We start from the raw sequence: 26,708 nt of genomic DNA on the forward strand, positions 1-26,708 counted from the left end.
AAAAACAAAGAGTGCCGTTAGAGAAAACTTACTTCGGTTAATCTTATGATGTTGGTTCGACTCCAGAATAAATCTGAAAATGGTTTATATAAAGGTTTTCTTGTCTTTTGCCTCTTTTTAATTATAAAACTTAAACAAATAAGTGTCGTAGAGAAGGGTTCCTTCGTAAATATCACGGTCCTAAGGTAGCGTAATTTGGGCGACCGAACTAGCGAGGTTGGGTTGAAAACCAACTGGGCAAAAGTTTTCGCAAGAAAGCTTAAGTCTCTCGTAGATGTAGAATTGCCGGCTCACTGCCCAAAATGGGTAAGAGCGGCGCTCTGAAAAGAGCACACCTTTTTCGCCTGTTGCCTTATTTATTGTAAAATAGAAACAAGTGCCGTAAAATAGCGATACTTCGCTCATCACGACAGGGTGTCCTGCCTTTTCCACTTTCTAAAAACACAAATCTGGATAGGAAAAGTAGCTCAGTTGGTTAGAGCACGACATTACGCTTTTTGGTTGTTGCCTTGTTTAAAAATATATAAAAGTGTCGTAGGAAAAAGTTACTTCGTCACCATTTGAAGGGGAGGAATAGCGAAGTCGGTAACTCCGGCAAGGCTATCCGGTTCGACTCCGGCATGACGCTGCCCCGCTACTTTTTTCGATTTTTACCTTTTATTCTCTTTAAATTTTTATCCTTTTCCTTCAATAGGAACAAGGATATTTTTTGTTTAAAAGAAATATATTCGCGCACCTTATAGTAAGGTTTCTTGATAAGTTAAATTATACTATTGCTTAATAAATGATATTTATGATTATTTAGATTCCTTCAAGGAAGTTTGTATATTTGGAAGTTGTGATTAAAATGATAAAAAAGAATTTGTTAACATAAACAAAAAGAATGCTCTTTAATTCCATAGAATTTTTAATTTTCTTGCCAATAGTCTTTATAATATATTGGTATTTAGCTAATAAAAATATTAAATTTCAAAACGGATTATTATTTTTAGCAAGTTACTTTTTTTATGCTTGTTGGGATTGGCGCTTTCTTTTTTTACTGATGTTTTCCACTTTACTGGATTATTTTACAGGGTTGAAAATGCAAAATGCCCGAAACTTAAAGATCAAATGTATTTGGTTTTGGTTTAGCATTATCGTTAACCTAGGTTTTTTGGGAGTATTTAAGTATTACAATTTTTTTGCTGAATCTTTTGCTGGTCTTTTTTCTCAGATAGGGTGGAAAGCCAGTCCGATATTAATTAATGTAATTCTTCCATTAGGTATTTCTTTTTATACTTTTCATGGTCTTTCTTATGTAATAGACGTTTATAAAGGTAAAATTAAAGCAGAAAATAATTTTGTTGATTATGCTTTGTTTGTAAGTTTTTTTCCTCTTTTAGTTGCCGGTCCCATAGAAAGAGCTACCCATCTTCTTCCACAAATCAAAAAGAAAAGAATTTTTGATTATAATAAAGCGGTAGATGGTTTACGACAAGTATTGTGGGGATTGTTCAAAAAAATAGTGATCGCTGATAACTGTGCTGAATTTGCTAATCAGATCTTTAACCACTCTGCAGATATGAACGGGAGTACATTGGCTTTGGGAGCCGTGTTCTTTGCCTTTCAGATTTATGGAGATTTTTCAGGATATTCAGATATTGCTTTAGGAACGGCCAGATTATTCGGATTTGATTTGTTGCGTAATTTTGCCTTCCCTTATTTTTCGAGAGATTTTGCTGAGTTTTGGAGACGTTGGCATATTTCTCTTTCTTCATGGTTTAAAGATTACTTATACATTCCTTTAGGAGGAAGTAAAGGTGGTAAGTGGATGTGGATACGAAATACATTTATCATTTTTATAGTGAGTGGATTTTGGCATGGGGCAAACTGGACGTTTATCGTATGGGGATTATTAAATGCCATATTCATTATGCCTTCTATTCTTATGAAAACCAATAGGAAAAATTTGGAAATTGTTTCTAAAGGCAGACAATGGCCAACAGTAAGTGAGTTTTTACAAATAATAATAACTTTTGGCTTAACTGTTTTTGCATGGATCTTTTTCAGAGCTGAAAATATTACTCATGCTTGCCAATATATAACTGAAATGCTTTCTAGCTCACTTTTCAGAATACCTGAATTTGAAGAGAAGAAAAAAGCGATTATAACAATTCTTCTGGTGATCATTTTTATTCTGATTGAGTGGAAAGGACGTGAAAATCAATATGCGCTTGAAAAATTAGGTTTACATTGGGAGAAACCTCTGAGATATGCAATGTATTACGCAATTATTATCTCTGTTTTTTGGTTTGGAGGAAATGCCGAGCAGTTTATTTACTTTCAATTTTGATGAATGATAAAGAAATTTATACTTAAAACAGCTTATTTTATTCTTCCCGCAGTATTTCTGTTTGGGATTTCATTCATTGGGTTGATCAGAACGGAAAGTCCGGATGTTTTAAGAATGGGAATGATCCCCAATATCTATAAACATTACAGGGATCGATTTGATTTGTCTGAAAAAGAAAATTTTGAAAGACTATCGAAAACAAAAAAAAGAGATTTTGATTTTCTTACAATGGGAGATTCTTTTTCGGAACAGAAAGGTTACGGATATAATCATTTTTTAGCTGAAGAATACAATACTTTACATGTTGATGAATTCATTTCGAACAATCAACTTCAAACCTTAATTAGCCTTATAAATGGTGGTTTTTTTGATGACTATAAGGTTAAGTATGTAGTTCTTCAAAATGTAGAACGAGAGTTTATTGATAATAGTAAGCGAATAAGTTTTAAAACAAAAATATCACAAAGTCAATTAGACTCTTTGATTGTAAATCATCATGAGAAATTAGAAAAAGATGAAAAAGATTCTGAATTTTTTTCCAGATCAACACTTCAGTTTCCACTTTATTATATGCCTAAGTTTTTTATTTGTAAGGACTATCTCTCCAACGATTTGATTTATAATTATAGTTTAAATTCAAAAAAGCTATTCAGTAATAAATCTGATAAATTACTTTTTTATAAATACGATATCATCTCCCTTACCGAAAGTAATAAATTATTAAATGTAGTTTCACTAAATACTATACTTAATAAAATATCTCACAAGCTTCAGGAAAAAAATATCAGACTCATTGTGCTGCCTTCCCCAGATAAATATGATATGTATTATGATTATATAGCCAATAAAACCAATTTGATGAAGCCATTGTTCTTTGAGCACTTTCGACCTCTTAAAAAAGAATATTTATATATCGACTCTAAAGAAATCTTGAAAAGGCATCTGAATGATGAGCCAGATATTTATTTTTATGATGATACCCATTGGTCTCCTATAGCTTCCAAAATTCTTGTCAAAGAAATCAAAAAAGTTATTCAGAATAGATAGGATGGTGGTTTTTTAGGGAATTTAAAAACATGAAATTGTGCAATCATTTTCAAGTTTTTATCTTTGCAGAAATTATGAGAACAAAAACTAAGACTTCTTCTGAAGTTACACCGCCTTAAGGATTTTTTATTTCTCTGTTTTTTTCAATTCCTGAAAAAGGCAGAACTTATTGTTTTCAAAACTCAATTTTTAATCCTTAATCTTTTTTCCAATGGAAAAATCTCTTAAACTTTTCGACTTTTCACAGAGAATCAATTATAAAAACGAAATTTTAGCAGGGCTTACGGTTGCTATGACCATGATTCCTGAATCCTTATCATTTGCCATTCTTGCAGGGCTTTCACCTTTAATGGGGTTATATGCTGCTTTTATGATGGGATTGGTAACGGCTATTTTGGGAGGTCGTCCCGGAATGGTTTCCGGTGGAGCAGGGGCAACAATTGTTGTTTTAATTGCTTTAATCAAAACTCATGGGATAGAATATCTCTTTGCAACAGTGGTTTTAGCAGGTATTTTTCAATTAATGGTTGGTGTTTTCAAACTTGGAAAATTTGTGAGATTAATTCCGCAACCGGTCATGTATGGTTTTTTGAATGGTTTAGCGGTCATTATTTTTATGGCACAAGTTGAACAATTTAAAATCATTGATGCAAACAGAGTCGTTGGCTGGCTGCAAGGTTCTTCCTTGTATATAATGTCCGGTCTTACCCTTTTGACGATTGTGATTGTTTACTTTTTTCCTAAAATTACGAAAGCCGTTCCTGCTTCTTTAATCGCTATTTTAATAGTTTTTGCAGTGGTATTAGGGTTTAATATCAATACTAAAACGGTTGCAGATATTGCACATATCAGTGGAAGCTTACCAAGTTTTCACATTCCAAATATTCCATTTTCATTGGAAACTTTACAAATTATCTTTCCTTATGCTTTAATTATGGCAGGAGTTGGTTTAATTGAATCACTTTTAACCTTATCAATGGTCGACGAAATCACCAATTCAAAAGGAAGTGCCAATAAAGAATCTGTAGCACAGGGTGTAGCAAATATCACCAACGGTTTCTTTGGCGGAATGGGAGGTTGTGCGATGGTTGCACAAACTTTGGTTAATTTAAATGCAGGTTCAAGAGCCAGACTTTCTGGAATTATTGCTTCTATAACGATTTTAATTATCATTTTAGTTGGAGCTCCATTTATCGAAAAAATTCCGATGGCGGCTTTGGTCGGTGTAATGATGATGGTGGCAATCAGTACTTTTCAATGGGTATCAATCAGAATTGTCAATAAAATGCCGAAGTCTGATATTTTTGTAGGAATAACGGTGGCTTTAATTACCATTGTTCTTCACAATTTAGCTTTGGCAGTTTTGGTTGGGGTTATTATTTCAGCTTTAGTTTTTGCCTGGGATAATGCAACAAGAATTCGTGCGCGAAAACATACAGATGAGAATGGGATTAAGTATTACGAAATTTTGGGACCACTATTTTTCGGTTCTGTTACAACATTTACAGATAAATTCGATCCTGCAAATGATCCTGAACAAGTGGTTATCGATTTTAAAGAAAGCCGAATTGTCGATATGAGCGCAATTGATGCTTTAGATAAATTGTCAAAAAAATACGTCCAACAAAATAAAAAATTACATTTAAAACATCTCAGCGAAGATTGTATCAAAATGTTGAAGAATGCAGAAGCTGTAATCGAAGTAAATATTCAGGAAGATCCAACATATAAGGTAATGCCTGAGAAGTAGGAGAGTTTTAGGGTTTGAGAATCGGAGTGTTTTGGTGTTTATATGACTGGAAGTTGGAAGTCAGGTGCTGGAAGTTTAAAAATATTACGCAAACATCTGTGCAAATCCGTGAAATCTATGGGAAAAGAATTAAGCAGGAAGCTCGAATCAAGAAGATGGAAGTTAAAATATCACGCAAAAATCTGCGCAATCAGCAAAATCCGCGAGAGAAAAAATTCACAATTCACCTCTATAACCCAAACAAGGACTGCAAAATAAAATTTACAGCCCTTGTTTTTTTAGGTCATTAATGTATTCGCGATGAAATCAGGAACTAAAGCATAGTGCGACAATTTCATGCTGATCGAAGCTCTACCGCTCGTCAACGTTCTCAGATCAGAAATATATCCGAAAGTAGAAGCCAAAGGAACTTCCGCCGTGAAAATTTTTCTTCCTGATTTTTCATCAATCGAAGTGATGATTCCTCTTCGCTTGTTGATGTCTGCGGCCACAACTCCTGTGTATTCTTCAATCGATTGAATCTCAACCTTCATAATGGGTTCCATTAATTTAGGCTTACAAGATTTTCCAATTTCTCTGAAACCATCTCTTGCCGCAATTTCAAAATCTTGAGCATGAGAATCATTACTGTGAGTCGAGCCATCCAGAAGTGTAACTTTCATACTTTCCAAAGGATTTCCACTCAAAACTCCATTTTCCATCGCTTCTCTGAAACCTTTTTCAACGGACGGAATAAATTCACTCGGAATCACACCTCCTTTAATTTGATTAATGAATTCCAGACCGATTTCATTATCTTCTCGAGGTCCGATTTCAAAAGTGATGTCGGCAAATTGTCCGCTTCCACCGTTTTGTTTAGAAAGTTTTTCTCTGTGTATTCTGGTTTCCGTTAAAATTTCCTTGTACGAAACTTTCGGTTTTCCTTGATTGATTTCAATTCCATGATTCAACCGAATCTTTTCTAAAGTTACTTCAAGATGCAATTCTCCCAAACCACTCAATAATGTTTCACCTGTCTGTTTGTCTCTTTCAACAACTAATGACGGATCTTCTTCCTGAATTTTCGCTAAAACCAATCCGAAAGATTTTTCATCAGCATTCGTTTTCGGTTCAATCGAAACACGGATAACCGGAGCAGGAATCGTGATAGATTCAAGTAAAACGGGTCTTTCAATACATGATAAAGAATCTCCTGTTTTTGCATCTTTTATTCCTGTTAAAGCAACGATATCTCCCGCTTTTCCTTCTTCAATCGTTAACGTTTTGTCCGACTGCATCTGCAAAATCCTCGAAATCCTGAAACTTTCACCCGTTCTAACATTTTGAACGGTATCACCAGATTTTATCTTTCCTGAATAAATTCTAAGCATCGCCAGTTTACCCATATGTTTATCAATGACAACCTTGAAAACCAATCCTGAAAAAGTTTCTTCTTCATTTCTTTCAAGCTCGATTGTTTCTTCCGTTTTCGCATCTTTTCCTGTAATAGAAGGCAACTGATTTGGAGCTGGAAGATAACTTACAATGGCATCAAGTAAAGGTTGAACGCCTTTATTCTTAAAAGCAGAACCACATAAAACAGGAACTAAACTTCTTGACTGACAAACTCTTTGTATGGCTTCAAAAATCATCTCTTCAGAAATTTGAGTTTCAGAATCTAGGAAATATTCAAAAAACTTTTCGTCGAATTCGGCCAAATTTTCCATTAATTTCATTCTCCATTCATCTGCTTCATCTTTATAATTTTCCGGAATTTCTGTTTCTACAATTGTTTCTCCGTTTTCATCGATCCAGTACAATGATTTTTGTTTGATTAAATCAATAACGCCTTCAAAATTGTTTTCAGAGCCCATCGGAATTTGCAAGGCCAAAGGAACTGCATCCAGTTTGGTTTTAATTTCATTCAAAACAGCAAAGAAATCAGCTCCGATTCTATCCATTTTATTAATGAAACAAATCTTGGAAATTCCATGTTTTTCTGCTTGGAACCAAACGTTTTCCGTTTGTGGCTGAACTCCCGAAGAAGCGCAGAAAACGGCAACAACGCTATCCAAAACTCGTAAAGAACGTTCAACTTCCACTGCAAAATCAATGTGTCCTGGAGTATCAATAATATTGATATTGAAAACGTTATCATTTTTTTTCCATTGTGTAGAAATCGCAGCAGATGAAATCGTGATTCCTCGGTTTTTCTCCTGAATGTCTTTATCCATCGTGGTATTTCCTTCGTCTACGTTTCCTATTTTGTGGATCATTCCCGTGTAATAAAGCAATCTTTCCGTGAGCGTAGTTTTTCCGGCATCGACGTGTGCTATTATCCCTATATTTCGTGTGTTGTATTTCATTTTGTTTAATTTAAATTGTTGATTTTTAAACTTCTGAAATAATGTTGAGTGATATTTTTTTGAATTTTTTGACGCAAAGATTTATTAAAACTTAAACTAAATTCAAGAGGGCAAAGCCTAAATCAATAAAATTGATTTTAAGAAGCGTACTTCATCAGCGACTTTGTCGCCATCCTTTGCTCACTGAAAATATGCAGTTTAATTATAAGAAACTTTGCGTTTAAAGAAAAAATCTAACTTTTATCACCGAACAACAGAAGTTTTTCGAATGTAAAAAGCTGAAAAGTAGGGTAGCAAAAAAGACCTATCTGAACAGATAGGCCTTTGTTATATTTTTTGTTGTATAAAGGTCGATCGTTATTCAGATAAATATTTAGTGCTACCAAAGTACACAGCTCTGATAGGATTGCTTAATGTTATAATATTTATCATTTTTGTTGACATTGTTGATTGTTAATCGGTTGCGAAATTAGAAAAAAAAATCAATTGACAAAAATTTTTGTAAAATAAATTTTCAAATCATAAAAATATCTTAAAACAGTGAACTAAATTGAGTGGTTAATTTAAAAATTTTATCTTTGGGAAGAATTGAGTAATTCAAACACAAATAGATGAAAAAAAATAAATCTTTTTCAAAGAAAGAGCTAAATCAAAACTTTTAACTTGTAAATGTCTTGAAAACAGATATCGATATTCACAACCATAGTCATTTTTCTTTTGACTTATGGCTCACTTTAATCAAATCTCATCCCGAATTTAAAGCAAAAAGAGTTGAGCTGTTCGCCTCATTTTTTAATGTAAATAAACCTATTGCTGAAGTAGCGAAAGTGGTAAAATATTATGATGATCTTTGTAACTCTATTAATGAAATTACCGGAGGTAATATTGCTACTTTTGAAATTTATTTATTGATATTAAATGCATTGAATGTTTCTGTAAATCATTTAGATAAAGAGGATTTGAATAGGTTTTATCAGAAAAGCGAAGACTTGTTTTTGGAATATAGTCCTCTTGTGATTTTCGAAAATATTCATGAAGTATTTGATGAAATTAAAAATCAAGGGAAAACAATAAATATTCTTAGTAATACAGGATTTATTCAAGGAAAAACAATGAGGAAATTTTTGATCAATGAGAACCTTGATCAATATATCGATTTTCATATTTATTCTGATGAATTAAACTGTTCAAAACCGAATCCTTTTGTATTTCAGGAAGTGAAAAATAAGATTAAAAATCAGGATCTTGAGCTGCATCAGATTTTGCATATTGGTGATAATCCGATTGCTGATTATAAGGGAGCTAAAGATTTTGGTTTCAGTGCACATTTACTTACACACAAATTATAATATGAATAAAAGATACAGCTTACACCACATTCATTCTGCGGAAGAATTCAGTTTTTCTCCTGCAGAGTACAGCTATTTTAAATATGGCGATAAGTCGTATGCAGAGAAATTTGCAAAAGAATTATTCGAGGGTTTTATTGCAGATAATGAGCAGCTTTTAGAGACAGATAAAGAAATCGTGGTTTTGCCAAGTCCTTATATGTCAATTCCAACAGCTTCCAATTTTTTATGTTTTTATTTTAAGAAGCATCTGGATTTTTATTTATTTCAAAAAGGAAAAAAATCAAGCATTCTATCAAAAATTAACAGAAATCATACCTATACGACAGATTATGGAAATCTAAGTTTTGAAGATCGTAAAAATTTGATTGCCAATGATACTTATTATCTGGATAAAGATTTTTTAAGAGGAAAACTTTGTATTTTTATAGACGATATCAAAATCACAGGAAGTCATGAATTTACCGTGAATAAAATTTTAAAACAATATAATGTTGAGGGAGAATTTTTATTCATGTATTATGCTGAACTGATGAATTTTGAGATCGATCCGACAATTGAAAACTTCTTCAATTATTTTGCAGTGAACACTATAGAACACATTGCAGAAGTTATGCTGAAGGACAGTTTTCAGTTTAATACAAGGATTGTAAAATATATTTTAGGGTTAGAATCAAGTAAATTTGAATATCTTTCGTCTAAAGTAAAAAAGGAACAAATGGATCATTTGTTGGAATTAGCAATTAGCAACAACTACCATTTAATAAAAGAATACGAAAACAATATAAACATATTAACACAAACCGAATTATATTATGGCTATTAACTTACAGAAAGGACAAAGAGAAAATATAAATGCACCTAAATTTACAGTAGGTTTAGGATGGGATATCAACAATACATCTACAGGAACTGCTTTTGATTTGGATGCCTCTTTATTTTTATTGGGGGAAAATAAAAAGTTAATTTCTGATAATCACTTTGTTTTTTATAATAATCTTGAATCTCCGGATAAAGCAGTGATTCACTCTGGTGATAATTTAACTGGTGATGGAGCTGGAGATGATGAGCAAATTAAAATTGATCTGACAAAAATTGATGCTGCTGTAAAGGAAATCACTGTGGTAGTTACCATTCACGATGCAGATGCTAGAAAACAAAATTTTGGACAAGTAAGAAATTCTTTCATCAGAATTTTTAATACGGATACGAATGAAGAAATCTTAAAATATGAATTAGATGAAGATTTCTCAATAGAAACGGCAGTTGAGTTCGGAAGAATTTACAACAGAAACGGAGAATGGAAATTTGAAGCGGTTGGAGCCGGGCAAAGAGAAGGTCTTGAGAAATTTGTATCAATTTATCAATAATTATCATGGATAATCAACCTAACCAGTCTATTGATCCACTTCAGTCAATAGAACCTCTAAAAACGTTTGAGCCTACTCCTGTGACACCTTCAGTTCAGGGTACTGCTCCTGTTCTTGTAGACAGAGATGGAAATGTGAATCTTACTCAGTTACAGGTAGAAGAGCGTCAGAAGTACGAAACGATGGCAAATGCGATTGATGAAACCAATCCGGGATCTATTGTGAATTTCGGTGCGGATCTTCAAAAAACATTAGCCAATCAAAGTGATAGTTTCTTAGGAAATGTAAGAAGGTCAAATTCCGGAGAAGTAGGAGAGCTGATCAATAATTTACTGATCGAGCTTAATTATGTAGATGTAGATGAAATCAACAATAAAAATCCTGTAAAAGGTTTCTTAAGCAGGTTGCCATTTATGAAAAAGGTGATGACGCAAGTAGAAAATCTTTTTGCTAAATATGATAAAATCGTCAATAATATTGACCAGATTTCTCATAAAGTAAATGCAGGAATCATTACTTCGTCTAAAGACAATGCTGTTTTGCAGACTATTTTTGACAGCAATATCAATTCTATTAAGCAGATTGAGGATCTTGTGGTGGCTGGAAATTTAAGAATGGAAAGAGCATCTCAGGAACTTGCCGAAATGGAAGCTAATGTTCAGAATTATGCTGATTATCAGATTGCAGATAAAAGAGATTTTATTGCAAGGCTAGACAGAAGAATGGCAGATCTTAAAGTGGTTCGTCTTATTATGATGCAGTCTCTTCCTCAGATCAGACTGGTTCAGAATAATAACGTTTCTATTGCAGAAAAGGCGCAAACGATTCTTACGACAACGTTGCCGGTTTGGAAAAATCAGCTTTCTTTGGCTGTTGCAATGCACAGACAACAGCAAAATATTGAAATTCAGCAGAAAGTTTCTTCTACAACAGAGGAAATTTTAAGAAAAAATGCGGAAAGACTTGGTCAGAATTCAAGAAATGTAGCAAGAGCCAATGAACAGACTATTGTCTCTGCTGAAACATTAAGAGAAACAACCAATATGTTGATCAGTACTTTAAATGAAGTAAAACAGATCCAAAAACAGGGAGCAGAAAACAGAAGAAAGCTGGATCAGGATTTACAGACATTGGAACACGAACTAAAAGCAAATATCAGAAGTTAATATATACAGTACAAAGTGGATGATGACGCTGTAAGCATAATGTCTCAAAGTAAAAGAAGGTTAACAAAACTTAAGCTTCTTTCAAATTTTTTTGAAAATGTTGATATAATTTCCATTTATATCAAGACGGATATTATACATAAACTTTTTGAAGAAAATAAGACATTAGATTATAACAAATTAGAGCTTTTTCATCTTCAGTATACAGACAGTTTAATAGAATTGCTTACCAAGATCAAAAAAAAGAAGGAAAATGATCTGTTGGCGGTTATTAATGAGATAAATATTAACAATCAATATATTTCGACTTTTGAAGAACGAAAAATTGATAGTTTCGAAACAGACAGAAAAATATATAGTGGAGTATTTTCACAGCATCTGAAAAAACTGTATAAAGACCTTACAGAGGATAAATTTACCCTGAATTGGAATGATGTTTTGTATTTTCAGAAAAGATACTCTTCAGAATTTTACAGAACGGAAGCTGATGAAAGTAAACTGAAATCACATTCGATTTCATCTTATAAATATCAGGATTATTCGATAGAAAGGAAGCTTCTGGGTAAGCTGAATATACAGAACTTTAAAGTTCGTTTCATCTGTGGTTATAGAATCAACAGAAATGAATATGAATTGTTTAAAATATTTCAGTCAGATGAGCACTTTATATTTAATGTTGAAGAAAAAGAAATGTATTTAATAGATGATGAATTATCATATCTGAATACTTCTGAAAATGAATCTAATCAAATTTCAATTATTAATCAGTTGAAAAATAAAAATGAAGAACTAGAAGAAACCATTCACGAAAGAAAAAGAACCTTACCGGATGATGTAGAATTTGTCTTAAAAGACTATTTAAGAAATCTGGAAAGTATTGATATTATGAGCAAAATATTTGATGTAAATGAAGAAACAAACATTCTTCGTGCTATGTTGAATTTGAATATTAATAATTAAAATTTTAAATCGTAAAGGTGTCTTTTTAATAATTTAAATTTAAAAAACTAAACATAAAATGGCTATTAACTTACAAAAAGGTCAAAGAATTAATCTGACAAAAGAAAATGGAACTACGCTTACCCAGGCTTGTGTAGGAATCAACTGGGGTGCAATTGAGAAAAAAGGTTTTTTCGGTGGGGTTACAAGAGAAGCAGTAGACTTAGACGGAAGCTGTATTTTATATGATTCAAATAAAAATGCAACGGAAGTCATTTATTTTGGAAACCTAAAATCTAAAAATGGTTCTGTAAAACATAGTGGTGATGATTTAACAGGAGATGTAAACGGAGATGATGGGTTGGATAATGAAGTGATCACCGTAGATTTCAGTAATTTGGATTCTAATGTTGAACACGTAGCATTAGTATTAAACAGCTACAAAGGTCAGGATTTCGGAACAATTCCTTTTGCCTCTATCAGAATTTATGAAGGAAGCCCAACCAATGTAAGAGAAGTTTTTGCTAAATATGATATTGCAAACGATGCCTCTTTCAAAGGTCACGTTGCAATGGTAATGGGAGTTTTCTACAAAAGAAACGGAGAATGGAAATTCAACGCCATCGGAGATCCTACTGCAGATAAAAAACTTCAGCAGACTATAGAGACGGTGAAACAAAAATATTTGTAGAAACATACATTCATCATCAATAGGTTGATAGGAACCTATTCAGATAGAATGATTTTAAAATATAATTAAAACGGCAATACTTGTACCTCGTACAGCTATTGCTTTTATCATATAATATAAGTACATAAAAAGTGGATAAACATCAAGGTATTTTAGATCTTCATCCCGGTCTGGTTTGGGGATTTGCGATAACGGTAGTTATCATGTTGCTCCTTGACTTAGGGGTTTTCAATAAAAAAAGTCATGAAGTTTCTTCCAAAGAAGCTACCATCTGGTCTATTGTATGGATTTCTTTGTCAATGATCTTCTCAGGGGTTGTATATTGGGCGTTCAATACAGACGGTTCACCGGAAAGTCATGCTCTTGCAGTGGAGAAATTTACACAATATCAAGCTGCCTATTGGATAGAAAAGGCACTTTCCGTAGATAACTTATTCGTATTTATCCTTGTTTTCGGATTCTTTAAAGTTCCGAAGCACCTTCATCACAAAGTTCTTTTCTGGGGAATCATTGGAGCATTGATTTTTAGAGCCATTTTCATTTTTGCGGGAGTAGGTCTTATCAATCTTACATACCTTCCTGAAATGAATATTTTCGGGCATCCTGTGAAGATCAATATTGTGATGACCCTGTTCGGATTATTTCTTGTGTATGCCGGAATTAAATCTTGGGGAGAAGGAGAAGAAGATGACAATGAAGATTTCAGTGATACACCGGGAGCGAGATTGGTGAAAAAGTTCTGGAAAGTTTCAGATAATTATGACGGAGATAAATTCTTTACCATTCAGAATGGAATAAAAATGGCAACTCCGCTATTAGTAGTTGTGGCTGTAATTGAGTTTACCGACGTTCTTTTTGCGGTGGATTCTATTCCTGCGATTTTTGCGATTTCAAATGATCCGTTTATCCTATATACATCAAATATCTTTGCAATTTTAGGATTAAGATCTTTGTATTTCCTTTTGGCGAACTTCATTCATATGTTCAGCAAATTACCTTACGGATTAGCCGTTATCTTGTCCTTCATTGGGGTAAAAATGTTAATTGCACCTTGGATTCACATTCCGTCACCAGTATCATTAGGAATTGTTGGAGGAGTATTAGTAATCTCGGTTCTTTTATCAATTATTTTCCCGGAAAAAGTGACCGGAGATAAAGAAAAAGAAATAGAAGAATAAAAAATAAAGAAGGTTGTCTCAAATGAGGCAACCTTTTTTGTTTCTAGTGATAATCAGGGAAGGATTTCCAACAGTATTATTTATATTTCAGGAGCTTATTGATCTTTTTTCTTGTCTGTAGAGAAACCTTATACGCTTCATCCCTCAATTTTTGAATCTTTCCTACCGGTTGAAAAATCTCGGCACTTTCAAAAGGATTAAAAGACAATAGTTCATTCTCGCAGCTATTCGAATTCTGGAAACAGCCTTTTTCAAACCGTATCTCTCCTAATTTTATGAAAGGGGAGTTTTTCCATTCAGTATTTAATTTATTGATTGGCTGATCTTTTAGATTGTAGCACAATTGAATGAAAACTTCAGCCGTATAATCATTGCTTTCAAAATAGTTTTTTAAAGCCTTCTTTACATCTCTTCTCGTTCCGAATTTTTTTTGAACCTGTTTTGGGCTTATTTTTACTTTCATCATTTTATCATCCAGTCTGTAAGCTCCTACAGAATGATAGTCAAACGATAAAATAAAATCATTTCTTTTGAAAAAAAGACCGATACTATGTTGTATAAAAGATAATGTAAATAAAGAAGGAATCGTTTTCCAAATATTCTTTGCAAACGAAAGCCAATTGCCCCATTTTTTGAGATAAAACCTATTGATTGCAGTAAAGGTTTTTAAAAATGTGGATACTGAATTGATGGGTAGCAAAGGGAAATTCACCAAAGGGTAGTTTGAGATCGTACGTCCCAAATCGTCTTTTATCTTAATGGAAAATCCATAAGCCGGAATATCTTTTTTATTTTTCTGTATTTTCAGGTTCGCGTTAGAAAGCCTTGCAGTTATTTCATACTGTTCCTTATCAAAAAGATATTTTAAATCCTGTGGGAGATGAGTGTCGATAATAAATTGTCCTGACAGAACAGCATAGGTTTTAGCATGAGCATTTCTGGTAGCATAATTGATATCACTTATAGAAGCGGATTGCTCTACAAAATCAGCGATACTTTTTTTGGTTTCTTCCAGAAGTTGTTTCTCCTCATACGAAAGCTTATCAAAGTTCTTATTATATTTTAATGGATCTGGCATTCAGTTTTTAAATCCAATTATAACGCCAAGTTTCGGAAACGGTGTTAACTGAGTATTAAAGTTATTTGAATTTTTAGAGCATTAAAGGACTATAAAGTTATGTTTAATTGTACTTATTTGAAAATTAAAGGATTAAATAATTTCAAACTGAGAAAATAGAACTTCTTTCTTCCCGTCTTAAAATCCTATCTTTGTAAAAATATTTAATTATGGGAGTAGCAGATTTGTTATTTAAACGTAAAAAAGAATTGGCAGAGAAAAACCTGAAAGACGGTAAAGAATACATGGAAGAATATGGCAAAAGAGAAAGCGTAGTAACTTTGCCAAGCGGATTGCAATATGAGATCATTACAGAAGGTGATGGAGCAAAACCAGGTCCGAGATCTACCGTAAAATGCCACTATCACGGAACTACAATTACAGGAAAAGTATTCGACAGTTCTGTAAAAAGAGGAACACCTGCGTCTTTTCCTTTGAACAGAGTAATTTCCGGATGGACAGAAGCTCTTCAATTGATGCCTGTTGGAAGTAAGTGGAGATTGATTCTTCCTCCGCATTTGGCTTATGGAGATCAGGAAATCAGTAAGGAAATAGGACCGAACAGCACCCTTGTTTTTGAAGTGGAGCTATTGGGAATTAAATAAATTTCTTTAAAAATAAATTAAAAATTCACCTGAATTCGGGTGGATTTTTTTATTTATAGTATATTAGTATAGTGTAGTTTTATCCTGACCATACAAAATGATATACGATGAAAAATTTGTTTTGCTGTTTAGTGATTTTAAGTTTGCTGACTTCCTGCGTTTCAAAGAAAAATCAGGTCATCAATCAGAATATTCTTACGTTGAGAGACAGCTACTGCAAAGCTCCTTTTAAATACAATTATACCAATAAAATTCCCTCTTACAATTCCGATTCAATCATTGCTGCGAATAAAGAATTGAAAGGAACCTTCTCAGATCAGAGTATTTTAATTTTGAATGCTTTGAATAATCTTGATGAGGTTCATAAAATTATTACACTAAAAAAAGACTCTTCTTTAAATGCGCAAGTGAAAGTGTTACAGCTTAAAAGTGTTATTAATAGTAAAATAACCATTGCTCTTACCGAACTGGATGCTGTAGCTGCGGAATTTGATTGTGAGGGAGAAAGAGTGGCGCAAATCGGAAATTATGTAGATAATCTGAATGATTCCAGAAATAATAAGATGATTTTATACTCTATTATTGCTGGAGCCAGTGCATCAATTGCAGGAGGAATTGTGAAAAGTGAAGGTTGGAGCAATGCGATTGATATAAGTGGAGGGGTTTTAGGAGCCGGTTTTGGATTGGCTACTCTTAATCCTAAAGGTAAAAAAGTAGAATTTATTCATCAGAGAAACCTTTTAAGAGACATTTGGAATGAAAAACTTGAATCTCCCAATTTTCCGCCATTCATTTGGTATATGTACACCGAAAAGAAATTTTCAAATAAAGAACAGCATTCCATTATCAGCAGTATGAAAGAGAGATGGCTTCATTATCAGTTTGATGATGATAAAAATGCCGCAGATCATTCAGTGATTTTTAGTGATGGTGGATATTACAGAGCCAATGATCTGCATGACAGAGCGGCAATGCTTAATCAGATGCAGTCGGCAACCAGAACGATTAATCAGAATATTAATTACCTGCTTTTAGACTTAGATAAATTAATATTATAATTTAATTGTAATAAAACTTGTTACAATTATAAATTTGTTTATCTTTGCAATGTAAAAATGAACAATACAAGATTTGCTACGGCAATACATATTATGACACTATTGGCAAAATCGCCTCAGGATTGGTTAAGTTCTGAGTGGATTGCAGGTAGTATCAATATAAACCCTGTTATCATACGTAAAGAGATCAGTGTATTGAGAGAAGGAGGGCTTATTGTGAGTAAACAAGGAAAAGAGGGAGGAAGCCAGCTTTCTAAAAAAGCAGATTCAATTTCTATTTCTGAAATCTATTCAGTAGTGAGGAATACAGATGTTTTAGGAAAGAAAAATCAAAATCCGAATCCGGCTTGTAGTGTCGGAAAGGAAATAAATAATCATCTGACTCAATTATTTATAGAAACAGATGAATTGGTTGTAAAATTTTTAGGAAACAAATCACTTCAGGAATTTAGCGATCAGTTTGAATAAAATTTTTTATCTATAAATGTAACAAAATTTATTACAATTTAATTTTAAAATATAATATTATGAAAAAAGTAGCAGTAATCGGTGCAACTGGGTTTGTGGGAACACAAATAGTAAACGAATTAGCAAACAGAGGGTATAAAGTGGAAGCTATTGTAAGAGATGCTTCTAAGGTTCAGCAAAACGAAAACGTATCTGCAAAAAGTGTGGACGTGAACAATGTTGATGAATTATCGAATGCTTTACAAGGAAATGATGCGGTAATCAGTGCTTTCAATGCAGGTTGGACGAATCCTAATCTGTATGATGATTTCCTAAACGGATCCGTAAATATCGAAAATGCAGTTGAAAAATCAGGAGTGAAAAGATTTATTACCGTTGGTGGAGCAGGAAGTTTATTTATTGATGGAAACCAGTTGGTAGACGGACCAGATTTTCCGACAGAAATAAAACCGGGGGCAACTGCAGCAAGAGATTACCTGAACAAGATTAAAGAAAATAAAACATTAGACTGGACATTCTTCAGCCCGGCAATTGAAATGCATCAGGGAACTGCGGGAGTAAGAACAGGAAAATATAGAACCGCTTTAGAAAATCCTGTATTTAATGAGGAAGGAAGAAGTGTACTTTCTGTAGAAGATGTTGCTGTAGTATTAGTCGATGAATTAGAACAAAACAACCATATTCGTGAGCGTTTTACAGCGGCTTACTAATAGGTTATCTAATATATATTTAAAATTTCGGGCGGCACCTTTGGTGCCGCCCGAAATTTTATAAATTCATAAACAACTTCGGATTTACCGGAGTATTGTTTTTGTGTACTTCATAATGAAGATGAGGTCCCGTAGAACGTCCGGAATTTCCAGACTTTGCAATTACCTGTCCTACTTTTACCTTATCGTTTGCCTTGGCAATAAGCTGAGATAAATGTCCGTAAAGCGTAGCCAAACCATTTCCGTGAGAGACAATTACGCAATTTCCATACCCTCCTTTTTGGCCTGAAAAAATTACAGTTCCAGCCGCTGCTGCTTTTACGTCGGAACCAAATGCAACCGCAATATCCAATCCTTTATGGAACTGCATTTGATCTGCTTCAGCAGGAGGATTATTCTTTTCGATACCTGTTTTAGATGTTGTGGCAACAGAAGATTTTGCCGGAGTTGAATTGGCAGCAACGGCTGGAGCAGCTTTTAGAGTTACCATTACTTTTACCTCTCTTTTATTTCCGTAGCTGTCGGTTACTTCAATGATTTTTTCTACAGGTTCTACTTTTACTTCAGGAGCAGGAGTGGAAGCGGCAACTGGTGCTGCAACGTTAGGCTTTACAGAAGCATATACTGTTTTAAAAGGAATAGGGTTTTTTCTGATTCCGAAATTTGATGAAATATATCCGTCAGTAGGCATTCCTAGAGGAACCTGCATCAATTTTTTCTGAAGATCCATCAAATATTGACTGTATCGGTTGGCCTGTTTTGCAAGATAAATAGAGTTGGAAATACTATCCTTGCTCAGAACTGTCAGTTTTCCATTCGTAATATCTTTTGATCTTAGGAAGGAGTTCAGTTCACTTACAGTTTGATCTACTAATGCAAGATCAGTTTTCATTTTCAGATAATCTACACTGTCTCTTTCAGTGTTTATTTTTACAAGGTTTACTTCGTAATTCTTATTGTCTTTTTCAGAAAATAATTTTGCAATGAATATACCTTGTGCAAAAACTACTGATAAAAGTCCACCTAAGAGGAAATTTACGTTCTTTTTGCTGCTTAGAAATCTCTTCATTTTTTCTTTTCTTAGTATTTAAAAACGGTTTTGAGTGTGCAAATTTAATTAAAAATAATTTTTTAAGAATATTTGTGGTAAAAATTTAGTTTTTTATCTATTTAACGGTTAATTAGATATTTAATTGTGTGCAAGTGTTAATTTTATCTAAAAATGGCTTTTATCATGCTATTAAAAGTCCCACGCAATCTTTGTTTTAATATATTTGCAGTTCACAATCAATTATGGCAAAAAATAAGATAATGTCAGAATCATCAAATTCCAAAAAGAATAAAAAAGACATTGCTGTAGGCGTTGTAGGAAGCGGAAGTTTTGCTACGGCAATTGTAAAAATGCTGGTTGAAAACTGTAAAGTAGTGCATTGGTGTGTAAGAAATGAGTTTGTAAAAGGAGCAATTGAGCTTCGTGGTCACAATCCGACTTATCTTACGGCTGTAAATTTTAACCTTAAAAATTTAAAACTTACAACAGATATTAATGAATTAGTTTCTGCGTGTGATGTTGTAGTATTGGCAACACCTTCAATTTATCTTTCAGACACGTTGGATAAAATGAGTTGTGAGTACACAGACAAAATTTTCGTTTCGGCAATCAAGGGAATTATTCCTAAAGTGAATGATGTGGTTGCTCACTATCTTAGAGATGAATTCAAGATTGGATTCAGAAATCAGGCGGTGATTGCAGGACCTTGTCACGCAGAAGAGGTGGCGATGGAAAGACTTTCTTACCTTACAATTGCCACTGTAGAAGATGAAATTTCAGAAAAACTAGTTGGTATTTTTAATTCGGATTTTATTAAGGTTCATTCCAGTAAAGATATCTTAGGAAACGAATATAGTGCGATTCTTAAAAATATTTTTGCAATCGGGGCAGGAATTGCAAGTGGATTAGGATATGGAGACAACTTTACGGCTGTTTTTGTTTCTAATGCCATCCGTGAAATGGAAACATTCCTGGAAGCTATCTATGAAGCGCCTAGAGATGTCAATGAAAGTGCATATTTAGGAGATTTATTGGTGACAGCTTACTCTTTATTCTCGAGAAACAGAAACTTAGGAAATCTTATAGGAAAAGGGTATACCGTAAAATCTGCAATTCAGTCGATGAACATGGTAGCGGAAGGATATTATGCAGCGGATTCTATTTATAAAACTTCAAAAGAAAAAGGCTTAAAGCTTCCAATCGTCGATACGGTGTACGGAATTTTGTATGAAGGGAAAAATGCAGAAAAACAGTTCAAAAAATTGACTACGAAACTGAATTAAAAACGAATACAAACAAATATAAAAAGCACCGATAATTTTGTCGGTGCTTTTTATTTATAGATTCAATTTCAATCAATTGATATTTTCCATTGTATTTTCTTCGTAGGGAAAAAATGTTGAAAATGATCAAAATAAGATGCTGAAATCAAATCAATTTTAATAAGTTTTCCCGAAATTTGATATAAAATTTGAAATTATGTCACAATCGCTTATTAGCAGAACACCGAAACCCAAATATGACGTTGTACTGATAGGTGGCGGAATTATGAGTGCCACTTTAGCAACATTACTTCACGAATTTGATCCCAATCTTGAAATAGCAATTTTTGAAAGATTAGGCAGATTTGCAAAAGAAAGTACGGCAGCATGGAATAATGCAGGAACAGGGCATTCTGCTTTTTGTGAACTTAATTATACCCCTGAAAAAGAAGATGGCTCAATAGATATTTCAAAAGCTGAAAGTATCGCTGAGCAGTTTGAAATTTCAAAACAATTCTGGTCTTATCTTGTAAGCAAAGGATATATTCATGATCCGAAAGATTTTATCAATTCTTGTTCGCACATGAGTTTGGTATTTGGTGAAAAAGATGCTGAATATCTTAAAAAACGTCATGAGAAACTATCTGAATCAGTTTTGTTTCAGGGAATGGAATTTTCAACCGATCATGATAAACTAAGAGAATGGATTCCTCTTGTTATGAGTAAAAGAAATGAATCTGAAGTCTTGGCGGCTACCAAAATGGATTTAGGTACCGACGTAAACTTCGGAACTTTAACCAGAAAGATGGGGAGACATTTGTTAGAAGATTCCAATGTAGAAGTTTTTTTATATCATGAAGTAAAAGACATTAATCCTAGAGATAACGGAAAATGGGAAATGAAGGTGAAAGATAGAATTCACAGTCATAAACAAGAAGTTGTTGCAGACTTTGTATTTATTGGAGCTGGAGGATATGCTTTACCGTTATTGGATAGTTCAGATATTAAAGAAAGTGAAGGATATGGTGGTTTTCCGGTTTCCGGACAATGGCTGGTTTCTCACAATCAGGAATTGGTAAAAAAACATCAGGCAAAAGTCTATACTCAAGCAACAGTAGATGCACCTCCGATGTCTGTTCCACATTTGGATTTAAGAATTATTGACGGTGAAAAAGCACTTCTTTTTGGTCCTTTCGCAGGGTTTTCAACGAAGTTCCTGAAAGAAGGAAGCTATCTTGATTTGCCGGAAAGTGTGAATACTAAAAATTTAAAATCTTTATTCGGAGCATGGTGGCATAATATTCCTCTGACGAAATATCTGATTCAGCAAGTGGCAATGACTAAAGCGCAAAGAATGCAACATTTGAGAGAATTTATAAAAGATGCTAAAGAAGAAGATTGGGAGCTGAAAGTTGCCGGACAAAGAGTACAGATCATCAAAAAGGATGAAAAAGAAGGCGGAAAACTGGAATTCGGAACTGAGGTTGTTGTGAATAAAGCAGGAACTATCGCTTCGTTATTGGGAGCTTCACCGGGAGCATCTACGGCGGTATATGCCATGCTGAAAGTTCTTGAAAAATGTTTCCCTGAAAAACTAGAGGGAGAATGGAAGGACAAATTGTTGGAAATGATTCCTTCTTATGGGCAAAATTTAGCTGAACACCCTGAGTTGACAGAGAAAGTGAGAAGCTACTCTAAAGAAAAACTTGAATTAGAATATTAAAAAACAACCATAATAAATAATGAGTAATGTAACGATTACTCATTATTTATTACCCATTACGTATAAAATAAACCGTGGCAGAAACAATTAATAAACCTGTAATAGTAAAAGAAATTATAGAATCTCTTCAAACCAAAATAGAAGAGGAAAAGCAGGTTATTGTTCATTGCTGTTTTCCAGCATCTCCGTTTTTAGGAAATCTTATTCGAATATGGCGTTCGACATATTTGTTTGATAATAACTCTGACCATAAAAGTAAATTGATCCACGCTGAAAATATTTCAATATATCCTAATTGGACACCGGTTCCCTTTATGAAAGACTTTTGGTTTACCCTTGTATTTTCTGGGCTTCCAAAAGATTGTAAAAGTTTCGATTTTCAGGAAGTGATCCCCGAAGAAGGAGGGTTTTTTGTGCAATCCATTAAAAGAAACGCTTCAGATATCTATAAAATTAAAATTTCCGAATAGTAATGAAACCGTATATCATATTTTTATTTCTAGTGATTCCTTTCTTTAGCTTTTCTCAAAAGAGTTTAGCATCTAAAAAAACTTTAAAACAGGAAACTAAAGAAATTAAAGAAATCAAAAAGTTTCAAAAAGAATTGAATGAAGAATATTTAAATCCGAAGGAAACACCATTAAGAGGAGATAATTTTACTCAATTTAAAAAACATCCTTTCTTTCCAATCGATTTGAAATACAGGGTAGAAGCTAAATTTATTAAAACGGAAAATCCTACACCATTTGATCTTCCGACATCTTCTGGAAAAAGCAAATCCTATCAGGAATTTGGGAAGGCTACATTTGAACTTGACGGAAAATCTTATACGTTGACGATTTACCAAAGTCTGGATTTGATGAAAATGGAAAAATACAAAGATCATCTTTTTCTTCCTTTTCGAGATGCCACCAATACCAAAGAAACATATGGAGGAGGGAAATATCTGGACTTGAAGATTCCTGCAGGAGATTCTATTATTTTAGATTTTAATCAATCATATCATCCTTATTGTGCATACAACGCTTATGATTACAATTGCCCGATTGTTCCGGAGGAAAATAAGCTTCCTGTTGAAATCAAAGCGGGAGTGATGTATCAGGATATTTATCATCATTAATTAATTTTAAATGGTTCACCTGAAATTTTTTGTTTCCGAAGATTTAACCAACCTGAACTATGTTTTGGATGAAGCGCAAATCCTTTATACTTCTACCGCAGAACGGGCTTTAGAAAGAATAAAAGAAAGAGACGATAGCTTAGCATTTCCTATCTCTATTTTCGATGATGAATTTTTAGTGGGCTTTTTAGTCTTAGACTTTGGAGCGGATAAATTTGATATTACAGATAATTCAGATTCTGTTTTATTGCGATCATTATCTATTAATCCAGCATTTCAAGGAAAAGGAATTGGAAAATCGGTAATGGTAGTAGTTGATGAATTTATAAAATACCATTTCGAAAGCTGTGATGAAATTGTTCTTGCTGTCAATCAAAATAATACCATCGCTTATGAGATTTATCTTAAAACAGGATATCTCTTTGATGGAAAAGTCAGAGAGGGGAGAAGCGGTCCCCAATTCTTAATGTCGAAAAAGTTGTAAAAACTATTCGAAAATCTGCTGAATAACTTCTAAAGATGTAGGAGTCCTGAAATCTGCGAAATGATAATGATAATAGATCAAAATACTATCTAATAGAGTTCTTCGGAGTTTTGATGGTATTTTTACCTCGTAAGGATTTTCTGAGGAAAGAATATTTTTCCAAATCATAGAATTGTACTCATCAAAATACTGATGCATTATTTCAAAGGTGAAGGTTCCAGTTTCAGGATCAAGATATTTACCATCACTTTCCAATGGAGCTACTCCATGTATTTTTAATATTTTAATTAAAAAAATTAAATGAGATTGATAGTTCTTGAGATTGAGTTCACTTAGAAATTCATCAATTCCTGCAAATATTGCTGTATTTTTATTTTCAATTCTTAAAATCTGGTTTAAAAAATCAGAAATAAAAAATACAACGGTATTCGCATTAATATCTGTATAAAAATCATAAAACTCTACCAGTTCAAACCTTGAAATAGTAGGAATACTGTTTCCTTTTGCAATATTAATTACAAAATTAAGCTTATTTAAAGGAAGAAGAAATGCTTTTTTCTTGTTCTTTTTGCTGTAGATGCCTTTTAAAAAATAACTTTGAAAGCCATCATTTTCTGTAAATGCATGAATGATGGCATCATTTTCCCCATATTTTACATAAGAAAGTAGAAAGCCTGCTTGTAGGTTCATTAATTAACCACAGCTATTTTTGCAGTAGCTTTATCAGAGCCGTCTTCATTGGTCATTAACACAAAATAGATTCCTGAAGCGACTCTTGTACCACGTTGGTTATTAAGATCCCACTCGTAATATCCCGCTCTGGCTACCGCCGAATGAACAAGATTTCCGGCAGTATCCGTAATTCTGATATTGGTTTTCTCTGCTAAACCTTTAATGGTAACTTTTCCTTTGAAATTCGAATAAACAACAGGATTAGGATATACCAAGACATTTCCAAAGTTGGAAGTTACGTCACCAACATCTCCTTGGTAAGTAACGATTCCGTCATAGGTTACGAAATAAACTTTTCCGGTTTTTTTATCAACTTTTATATCGGTTACACTGTTTGTCGGAAGAGGAGAATTTTCTTTAGTAAAATGCTTAATTGTTTGTTCTCCACTTGCTGAAAGATAATAGATACCACCTCCATCTATAGAAACCCATTTTTGATTTCCTGCGTCTGCTTCAATTTGGAGAACCTGAGAATCTTTAAAAAGCTCCTCTGCTATGCCTCCTTGTTCAATGACAATAGGTTCTACTTGTGGATTATTTTTTACTTCTGCGACTGCATTAGGTAGAATTCTTAATCCGGCATCTGTCCCAATCCAAGCATCTCCGGATTTATCAATAGTTCCAGAAAGTGTAGTTGCAGGGAGATTATTAGATGCATCTAAAATATATTGTGTATCATCAGAAATATTTACGGTTTGCTTATGATCATATACTAAGAAATTTACAGATCTTGGAAGAGGTACCCAAAATAGCCCTTGGTAAAAAAATGGTTGTTGAAGACCATTACTTGTAAGAATTATCGTTTTTACCAAAAAATTGTCTGTTGCTCTATCATAAAAAGCCATACCTGGATATTTACCTTCTGTAAAGGCTAGTCCAGCAACTAAATTATTCTGATCATCATAGGCGAAACCAACAGGTCGTCGATCCCAGATTCCATCTGCACCTACAGTATAGAACTTTGTAAAATCAAAGTCTTTGTTAGAACTATTATACTTCATTTTGTATATTCCTTGTCCTACTGCTGTGCTATAATTGGTGAAAAATAAATCTGATGGACTAGCAGGATCAAAGAGAGCGTCTAAAACATTAAATTTTGTACTGCTTCCTTTAAAATAAGAAGGATAAATCCATTGCATTCCATCAAAATAATAAAATCCAGGATTTTTTGGATTATCAGCTCCCTCATTAAATCCATTAAGTCTCGCACCAGTTGAAACCAATAATTGGTTGTCATTAAATATTCTTATTTTATAAGAGTCATTAAAATAGGGACCATCTGGTTTGAATGTATTACGATCTTCATTTTTTATCCCGGAAAGTTTAGTTCCTGCATAAATTTTTGAATTGGCACGTGCTGCTGTATTGCATTCTTCACCTACTGAAACATTTCCTGTCAATCCTCCAGTGAGGCTATAACTATATACGTTATTCAAATCTGCTACTAAGACATTATCACCATTTACAACAACATCCTTTACAGTGGTGAATGTTTGTGGAAGGGTAGTGAATGTGCCATTAACAAGTAATTGTACACTTGTAGATGAAGAAAATGCTACCGTAGACTCTGAATCTACATTGGTAAATGCTCCCGTAACTTCTGTTACCCAAGTTGAAAAAACAGGGAATGTTGTGTTTAAATCATGGGTTTTAAGTCCGGTATTCGTTACAGCATATACTTTATTATTTAAAATTGTTGCTTCGTTACTTGCCTGATAAACACCTCCTGAAACAAAAAAAGCAGAATCTCCGAATTCTTTCTTTTTAAGATCAAAAATAGAAACTCCATACCCCACAGAAACAATTGCCTTGTCTCCTGTAATAGAAATGTGGTTGATTTTTTTACTTCCGTTGTAACCCGTTGCGATAGGAATATCTACAATATAGGTAACACCGTCCGGAGCAATAACATCTAATGAACCGTTTTGATAACCTATTAATCCAATTTTTGTTTGAGGATTGTAATCAAATGCTGAAATCTTTACTTCATGAAGTCCATTAGCTTTAGATAGCTTTGTAATTTCTCCTGTTGAAATGGTATAATAAAAAATTCCGTTTTCGGTTGCAGCGACTATTTTTCCATTATCTTCTTTCATAGCCAGAACGTTATTGTATGAGAATAAGTCCGACCACTTTTTAGAAGTAATGTTTTGTGCATTTACAAAATGCAGAGAAGCTAAAACGCCAAGAGAAATTAAAAGTTTTTTCATG

General features: G+C 33.4%; 24 protein-coding genes. 19 read left to right on the top strand and 5 right to left on the bottom strand.

Translation table 11 applies throughout. The annotated features are described in order from the left end of the window. Positions 1 to 883: 883 nt before the first annotated feature. The 3 genes from RM51_RS14175 (at position 884) to RM51_RS14185 (ending at position 5,129) form a co-directional block, all read left to right on the top strand. Positions 884 to 2,332, top strand: coding sequence for an MBOAT family O-acyltransferase (locus RM51_RS14175; protein ID WP_039370885.1), 1,449 nt, complete (start codon positions 884 to 886; stop codon positions 2,330 to 2,332). A 3-nt stretch (positions 2,333 to 2,335) separates the two neighbouring features. Further along, positions 2,336 to 3,379 carry an alginate O-acetyltransferase AlgX-related protein gene (locus RM51_RS14180; RefSeq protein WP_039370887.1) on the top strand — a complete coding sequence of 348 codons (1,044 nt, stop codon included), beginning with the start codon at positions 2,336 to 2,338 and terminating at the stop codon, positions 3,377 to 3,379. Positions 3,380 to 3,590: 211 nt separating this feature from the next. Further along, complete coding sequence (locus RM51_RS14185; protein WP_039370889.1) at positions 3,591 to 5,129, top strand: SulP family inorganic anion transporter; 1,539 nt, start codon at positions 3,591 to 3,593, stop codon at positions 5,127 to 5,129. 278 nt (positions 5,130 to 5,407) lie between these two features. Here RM51_RS14185 and fusA read toward each other — a convergent pair whose 3' ends face one another. Then, positions 5,408 to 7,474, bottom strand: a complete 2,067-nt coding sequence (gene fusA, locus RM51_RS14195) for an elongation factor G (protein ID WP_039370892.1) — start codon at positions 7,472 to 7,474, stop codon at positions 5,408 to 5,410. Positions 7,475 to 8,148: 674 nt separating this feature from the next. Here fusA and RM51_RS14200 point away from each other — a divergent pair. From RM51_RS14200 to RM51_RS14230, 7 genes are all read left to right on the top strand, one after another. After that, the gene (locus RM51_RS14200) at positions 8,149 to 8,823 is read left to right on the top strand and encodes an HAD family hydrolase (protein WP_039370895.1); all 675 of its coding nucleotides are present in this window, start codon (positions 8,149 to 8,151) and stop codon (positions 8,821 to 8,823) included. A 1-nt stretch (position 8,824) separates the two neighbouring features. Continuing rightward, entirely contained in the window at positions 8,825 to 9,649 is an 825-nt protein-coding gene (locus RM51_RS14205) for a phosphoribosyltransferase family protein (RefSeq protein ID WP_039370897.1), read from the top strand. After that, complete coding sequence (locus RM51_RS14210) at positions 9,639 to 10,193, top strand: TerD family protein (protein ID WP_039370900.1); 555 nt, start codon at positions 9,639 to 9,641, stop codon at positions 10,191 to 10,193. Before RM51_RS14205 ends, RM51_RS14210 begins: the two co-directional genes overlap by 11 nt. Before the next feature lie 5 nt (positions 10,194 to 10,198). Next, positions 10,199 to 11,359 carry a toxic anion resistance protein gene (locus RM51_RS14215; protein ID WP_084111149.1) on the top strand — a complete coding sequence of 387 codons (1,161 nt, stop codon included), beginning with the start codon at positions 10,199 to 10,201 and terminating at the stop codon, positions 11,357 to 11,359. A 39-nt stretch (positions 11,360 to 11,398) separates the two neighbouring features. After that, complete coding sequence (locus RM51_RS14220; protein WP_039370903.1) at positions 11,399 to 12,319, top strand: hypothetical protein; 921 nt, start codon at positions 11,399 to 11,401, stop codon at positions 12,317 to 12,319. Between the two features lie 58 nt (positions 12,320 to 12,377). Next, on the top strand, positions 12,378 to 12,989 hold the full coding sequence (locus RM51_RS14225) for a TerD family protein (protein WP_039370905.1): 612 nt from the start codon (positions 12,378 to 12,380) through the stop codon (positions 12,987 to 12,989). A gap of 131 nt (positions 12,990 to 13,120) precedes the next feature. Further along, entirely contained in the window at positions 13,121 to 14,167 is a 1,047-nt protein-coding gene (locus RM51_RS14230; protein ID WP_039370907.1) for a TerC family protein, read from the top strand. A 76-nt stretch (positions 14,168 to 14,243) separates the two neighbouring features. Here the strand turns inward: RM51_RS14230 and RM51_RS14235 are convergent, their stop codons facing one another. Next, positions 14,244 to 15,245 (bottom strand): catalase family protein, encoded by a 1,002-nt coding sequence (locus tag RM51_RS14235; RefSeq protein WP_039370910.1) that lies wholly within the window; start codon positions 15,243 to 15,245, stop codon positions 14,244 to 14,246. Positions 15,246 to 15,454: 209 nt separating this feature from the next. On the opposite strand from RM51_RS14235, the gene RM51_RS14240 reads away from it, so the two are divergent. The 4 genes from RM51_RS14240 (at position 15,455) to RM51_RS14255 (ending at position 18,125) form a co-directional block, all read left to right on the top strand. Continuing rightward, positions 15,455 to 15,889, top strand: coding sequence for an FKBP-type peptidyl-prolyl cis-trans isomerase (locus RM51_RS14240; RefSeq protein ID WP_052194148.1), 435 nt, complete (start codon positions 15,455 to 15,457; stop codon positions 15,887 to 15,889). A 107-nt stretch (positions 15,890 to 15,996) separates the two neighbouring features. Continuing rightward, entirely contained in the window at positions 15,997 to 16,947 is a 951-nt protein-coding gene (locus RM51_RS14245; protein ID WP_039370913.1) for a hypothetical protein, read from the top strand. 57 nt (positions 16,948 to 17,004) lie between these two features. After that, positions 17,005 to 17,415 carry an Rrf2 family transcriptional regulator gene (locus RM51_RS14250; protein ID WP_039370915.1) on the top strand — a complete coding sequence of 137 codons (411 nt, stop codon included), beginning with the start codon at positions 17,005 to 17,007 and terminating at the stop codon, positions 17,413 to 17,415. 59 nt (positions 17,416 to 17,474) lie between these two features. Continuing rightward, positions 17,475 to 18,125 carry an NAD(P)-dependent oxidoreductase gene (locus RM51_RS14255; RefSeq protein ID WP_039370918.1) on the top strand — a complete coding sequence of 217 codons (651 nt, stop codon included), beginning with the start codon at positions 17,475 to 17,477 and terminating at the stop codon, positions 18,123 to 18,125. A gap of 58 nt (positions 18,126 to 18,183) precedes the next feature. Here the strand turns inward: RM51_RS14255 and RM51_RS14260 are convergent, their stop codons facing one another. Then, positions 18,184 to 19,194 carry a M23 family metallopeptidase gene (locus RM51_RS14260; RefSeq protein WP_039370921.1) on the bottom strand — a complete coding sequence of 337 codons (1,011 nt, stop codon included), beginning with the start codon at positions 19,192 to 19,194 and terminating at the stop codon, positions 18,184 to 18,186. A 242-nt stretch (positions 19,195 to 19,436) separates the two neighbouring features. On the opposite strand from RM51_RS14260, the gene RM51_RS14265 reads away from it, so the two are divergent. The 5 genes from RM51_RS14265 (at position 19,437) to RM51_RS14285 (ending at position 23,765) form a co-directional block, all read left to right on the top strand. Beyond that, positions 19,437 to 20,459, top strand: a complete 1,023-nt coding sequence (locus tag RM51_RS14265) for an NAD(P)H-dependent glycerol-3-phosphate dehydrogenase (protein WP_052248520.1) — start codon at positions 19,437 to 19,439, stop codon at positions 20,457 to 20,459. 196 nt (positions 20,460 to 20,655) lie between these two features. After that, the gene (gene mqo, locus RM51_RS14270; protein ID WP_052248515.1) at positions 20,656 to 22,161 is read left to right on the top strand and encodes a malate dehydrogenase (quinone); all 1,506 of its coding nucleotides are present in this window, start codon (positions 20,656 to 20,658) and stop codon (positions 22,159 to 22,161) included. Positions 22,162 to 22,235: 74 nt separating this feature from the next. Beyond that, complete coding sequence (locus RM51_RS14275) at positions 22,236 to 22,631, top strand: hypothetical protein (protein WP_039370924.1); 396 nt, start codon at positions 22,236 to 22,238, stop codon at positions 22,629 to 22,631. A 2-nt stretch (positions 22,632 to 22,633) separates the two neighbouring features. Beyond that, on the top strand, positions 22,634 to 23,281 hold the full coding sequence (locus RM51_RS14280; protein ID WP_039370927.1) for a DUF1684 domain-containing protein: 648 nt from the start codon (positions 22,634 to 22,636) through the stop codon (positions 23,279 to 23,281). Between the two features lie 10 nt (positions 23,282 to 23,291). Next, positions 23,292 to 23,765: a GNAT family N-acetyltransferase gene (locus RM51_RS14285; RefSeq protein ID WP_039370929.1), complete on the top strand. Its 474-nt coding sequence runs from the start codon at positions 23,292 to 23,294 to the stop codon at positions 23,763 to 23,765. A gap of 3 nt (positions 23,766 to 23,768) precedes the next feature. Here the strand turns inward: RM51_RS14285 and recO are convergent, their stop codons facing one another. After that, positions 23,769 to 24,455, bottom strand: a complete 687-nt coding sequence (gene recO / locus RM51_RS14290; protein ID WP_039370932.1) for a DNA repair protein RecO — start codon at positions 24,453 to 24,455, stop codon at positions 23,769 to 23,771. Continuing rightward, positions 24,455 to 26,707: a type IX secretion system anionic LPS delivery protein PorZ gene (gene porZ / locus RM51_RS14295; RefSeq protein WP_185095011.1), complete on the bottom strand. Its 2,253-nt coding sequence runs from the start codon at positions 26,705 to 26,707 to the stop codon at positions 24,455 to 24,457. Before porZ ends, recO begins: the two co-directional genes overlap by 1 nt. Position 26,708 lies beyond the last annotated feature (1 nt).

The organism is Chryseobacterium taiwanense (assembly GCF_000813825.1).
Taxonomy (GTDB): Bacteria; Bacteroidota; Bacteroidia; order Flavobacteriales; family Weeksellaceae; genus Chryseobacterium; species Chryseobacterium taiwanense.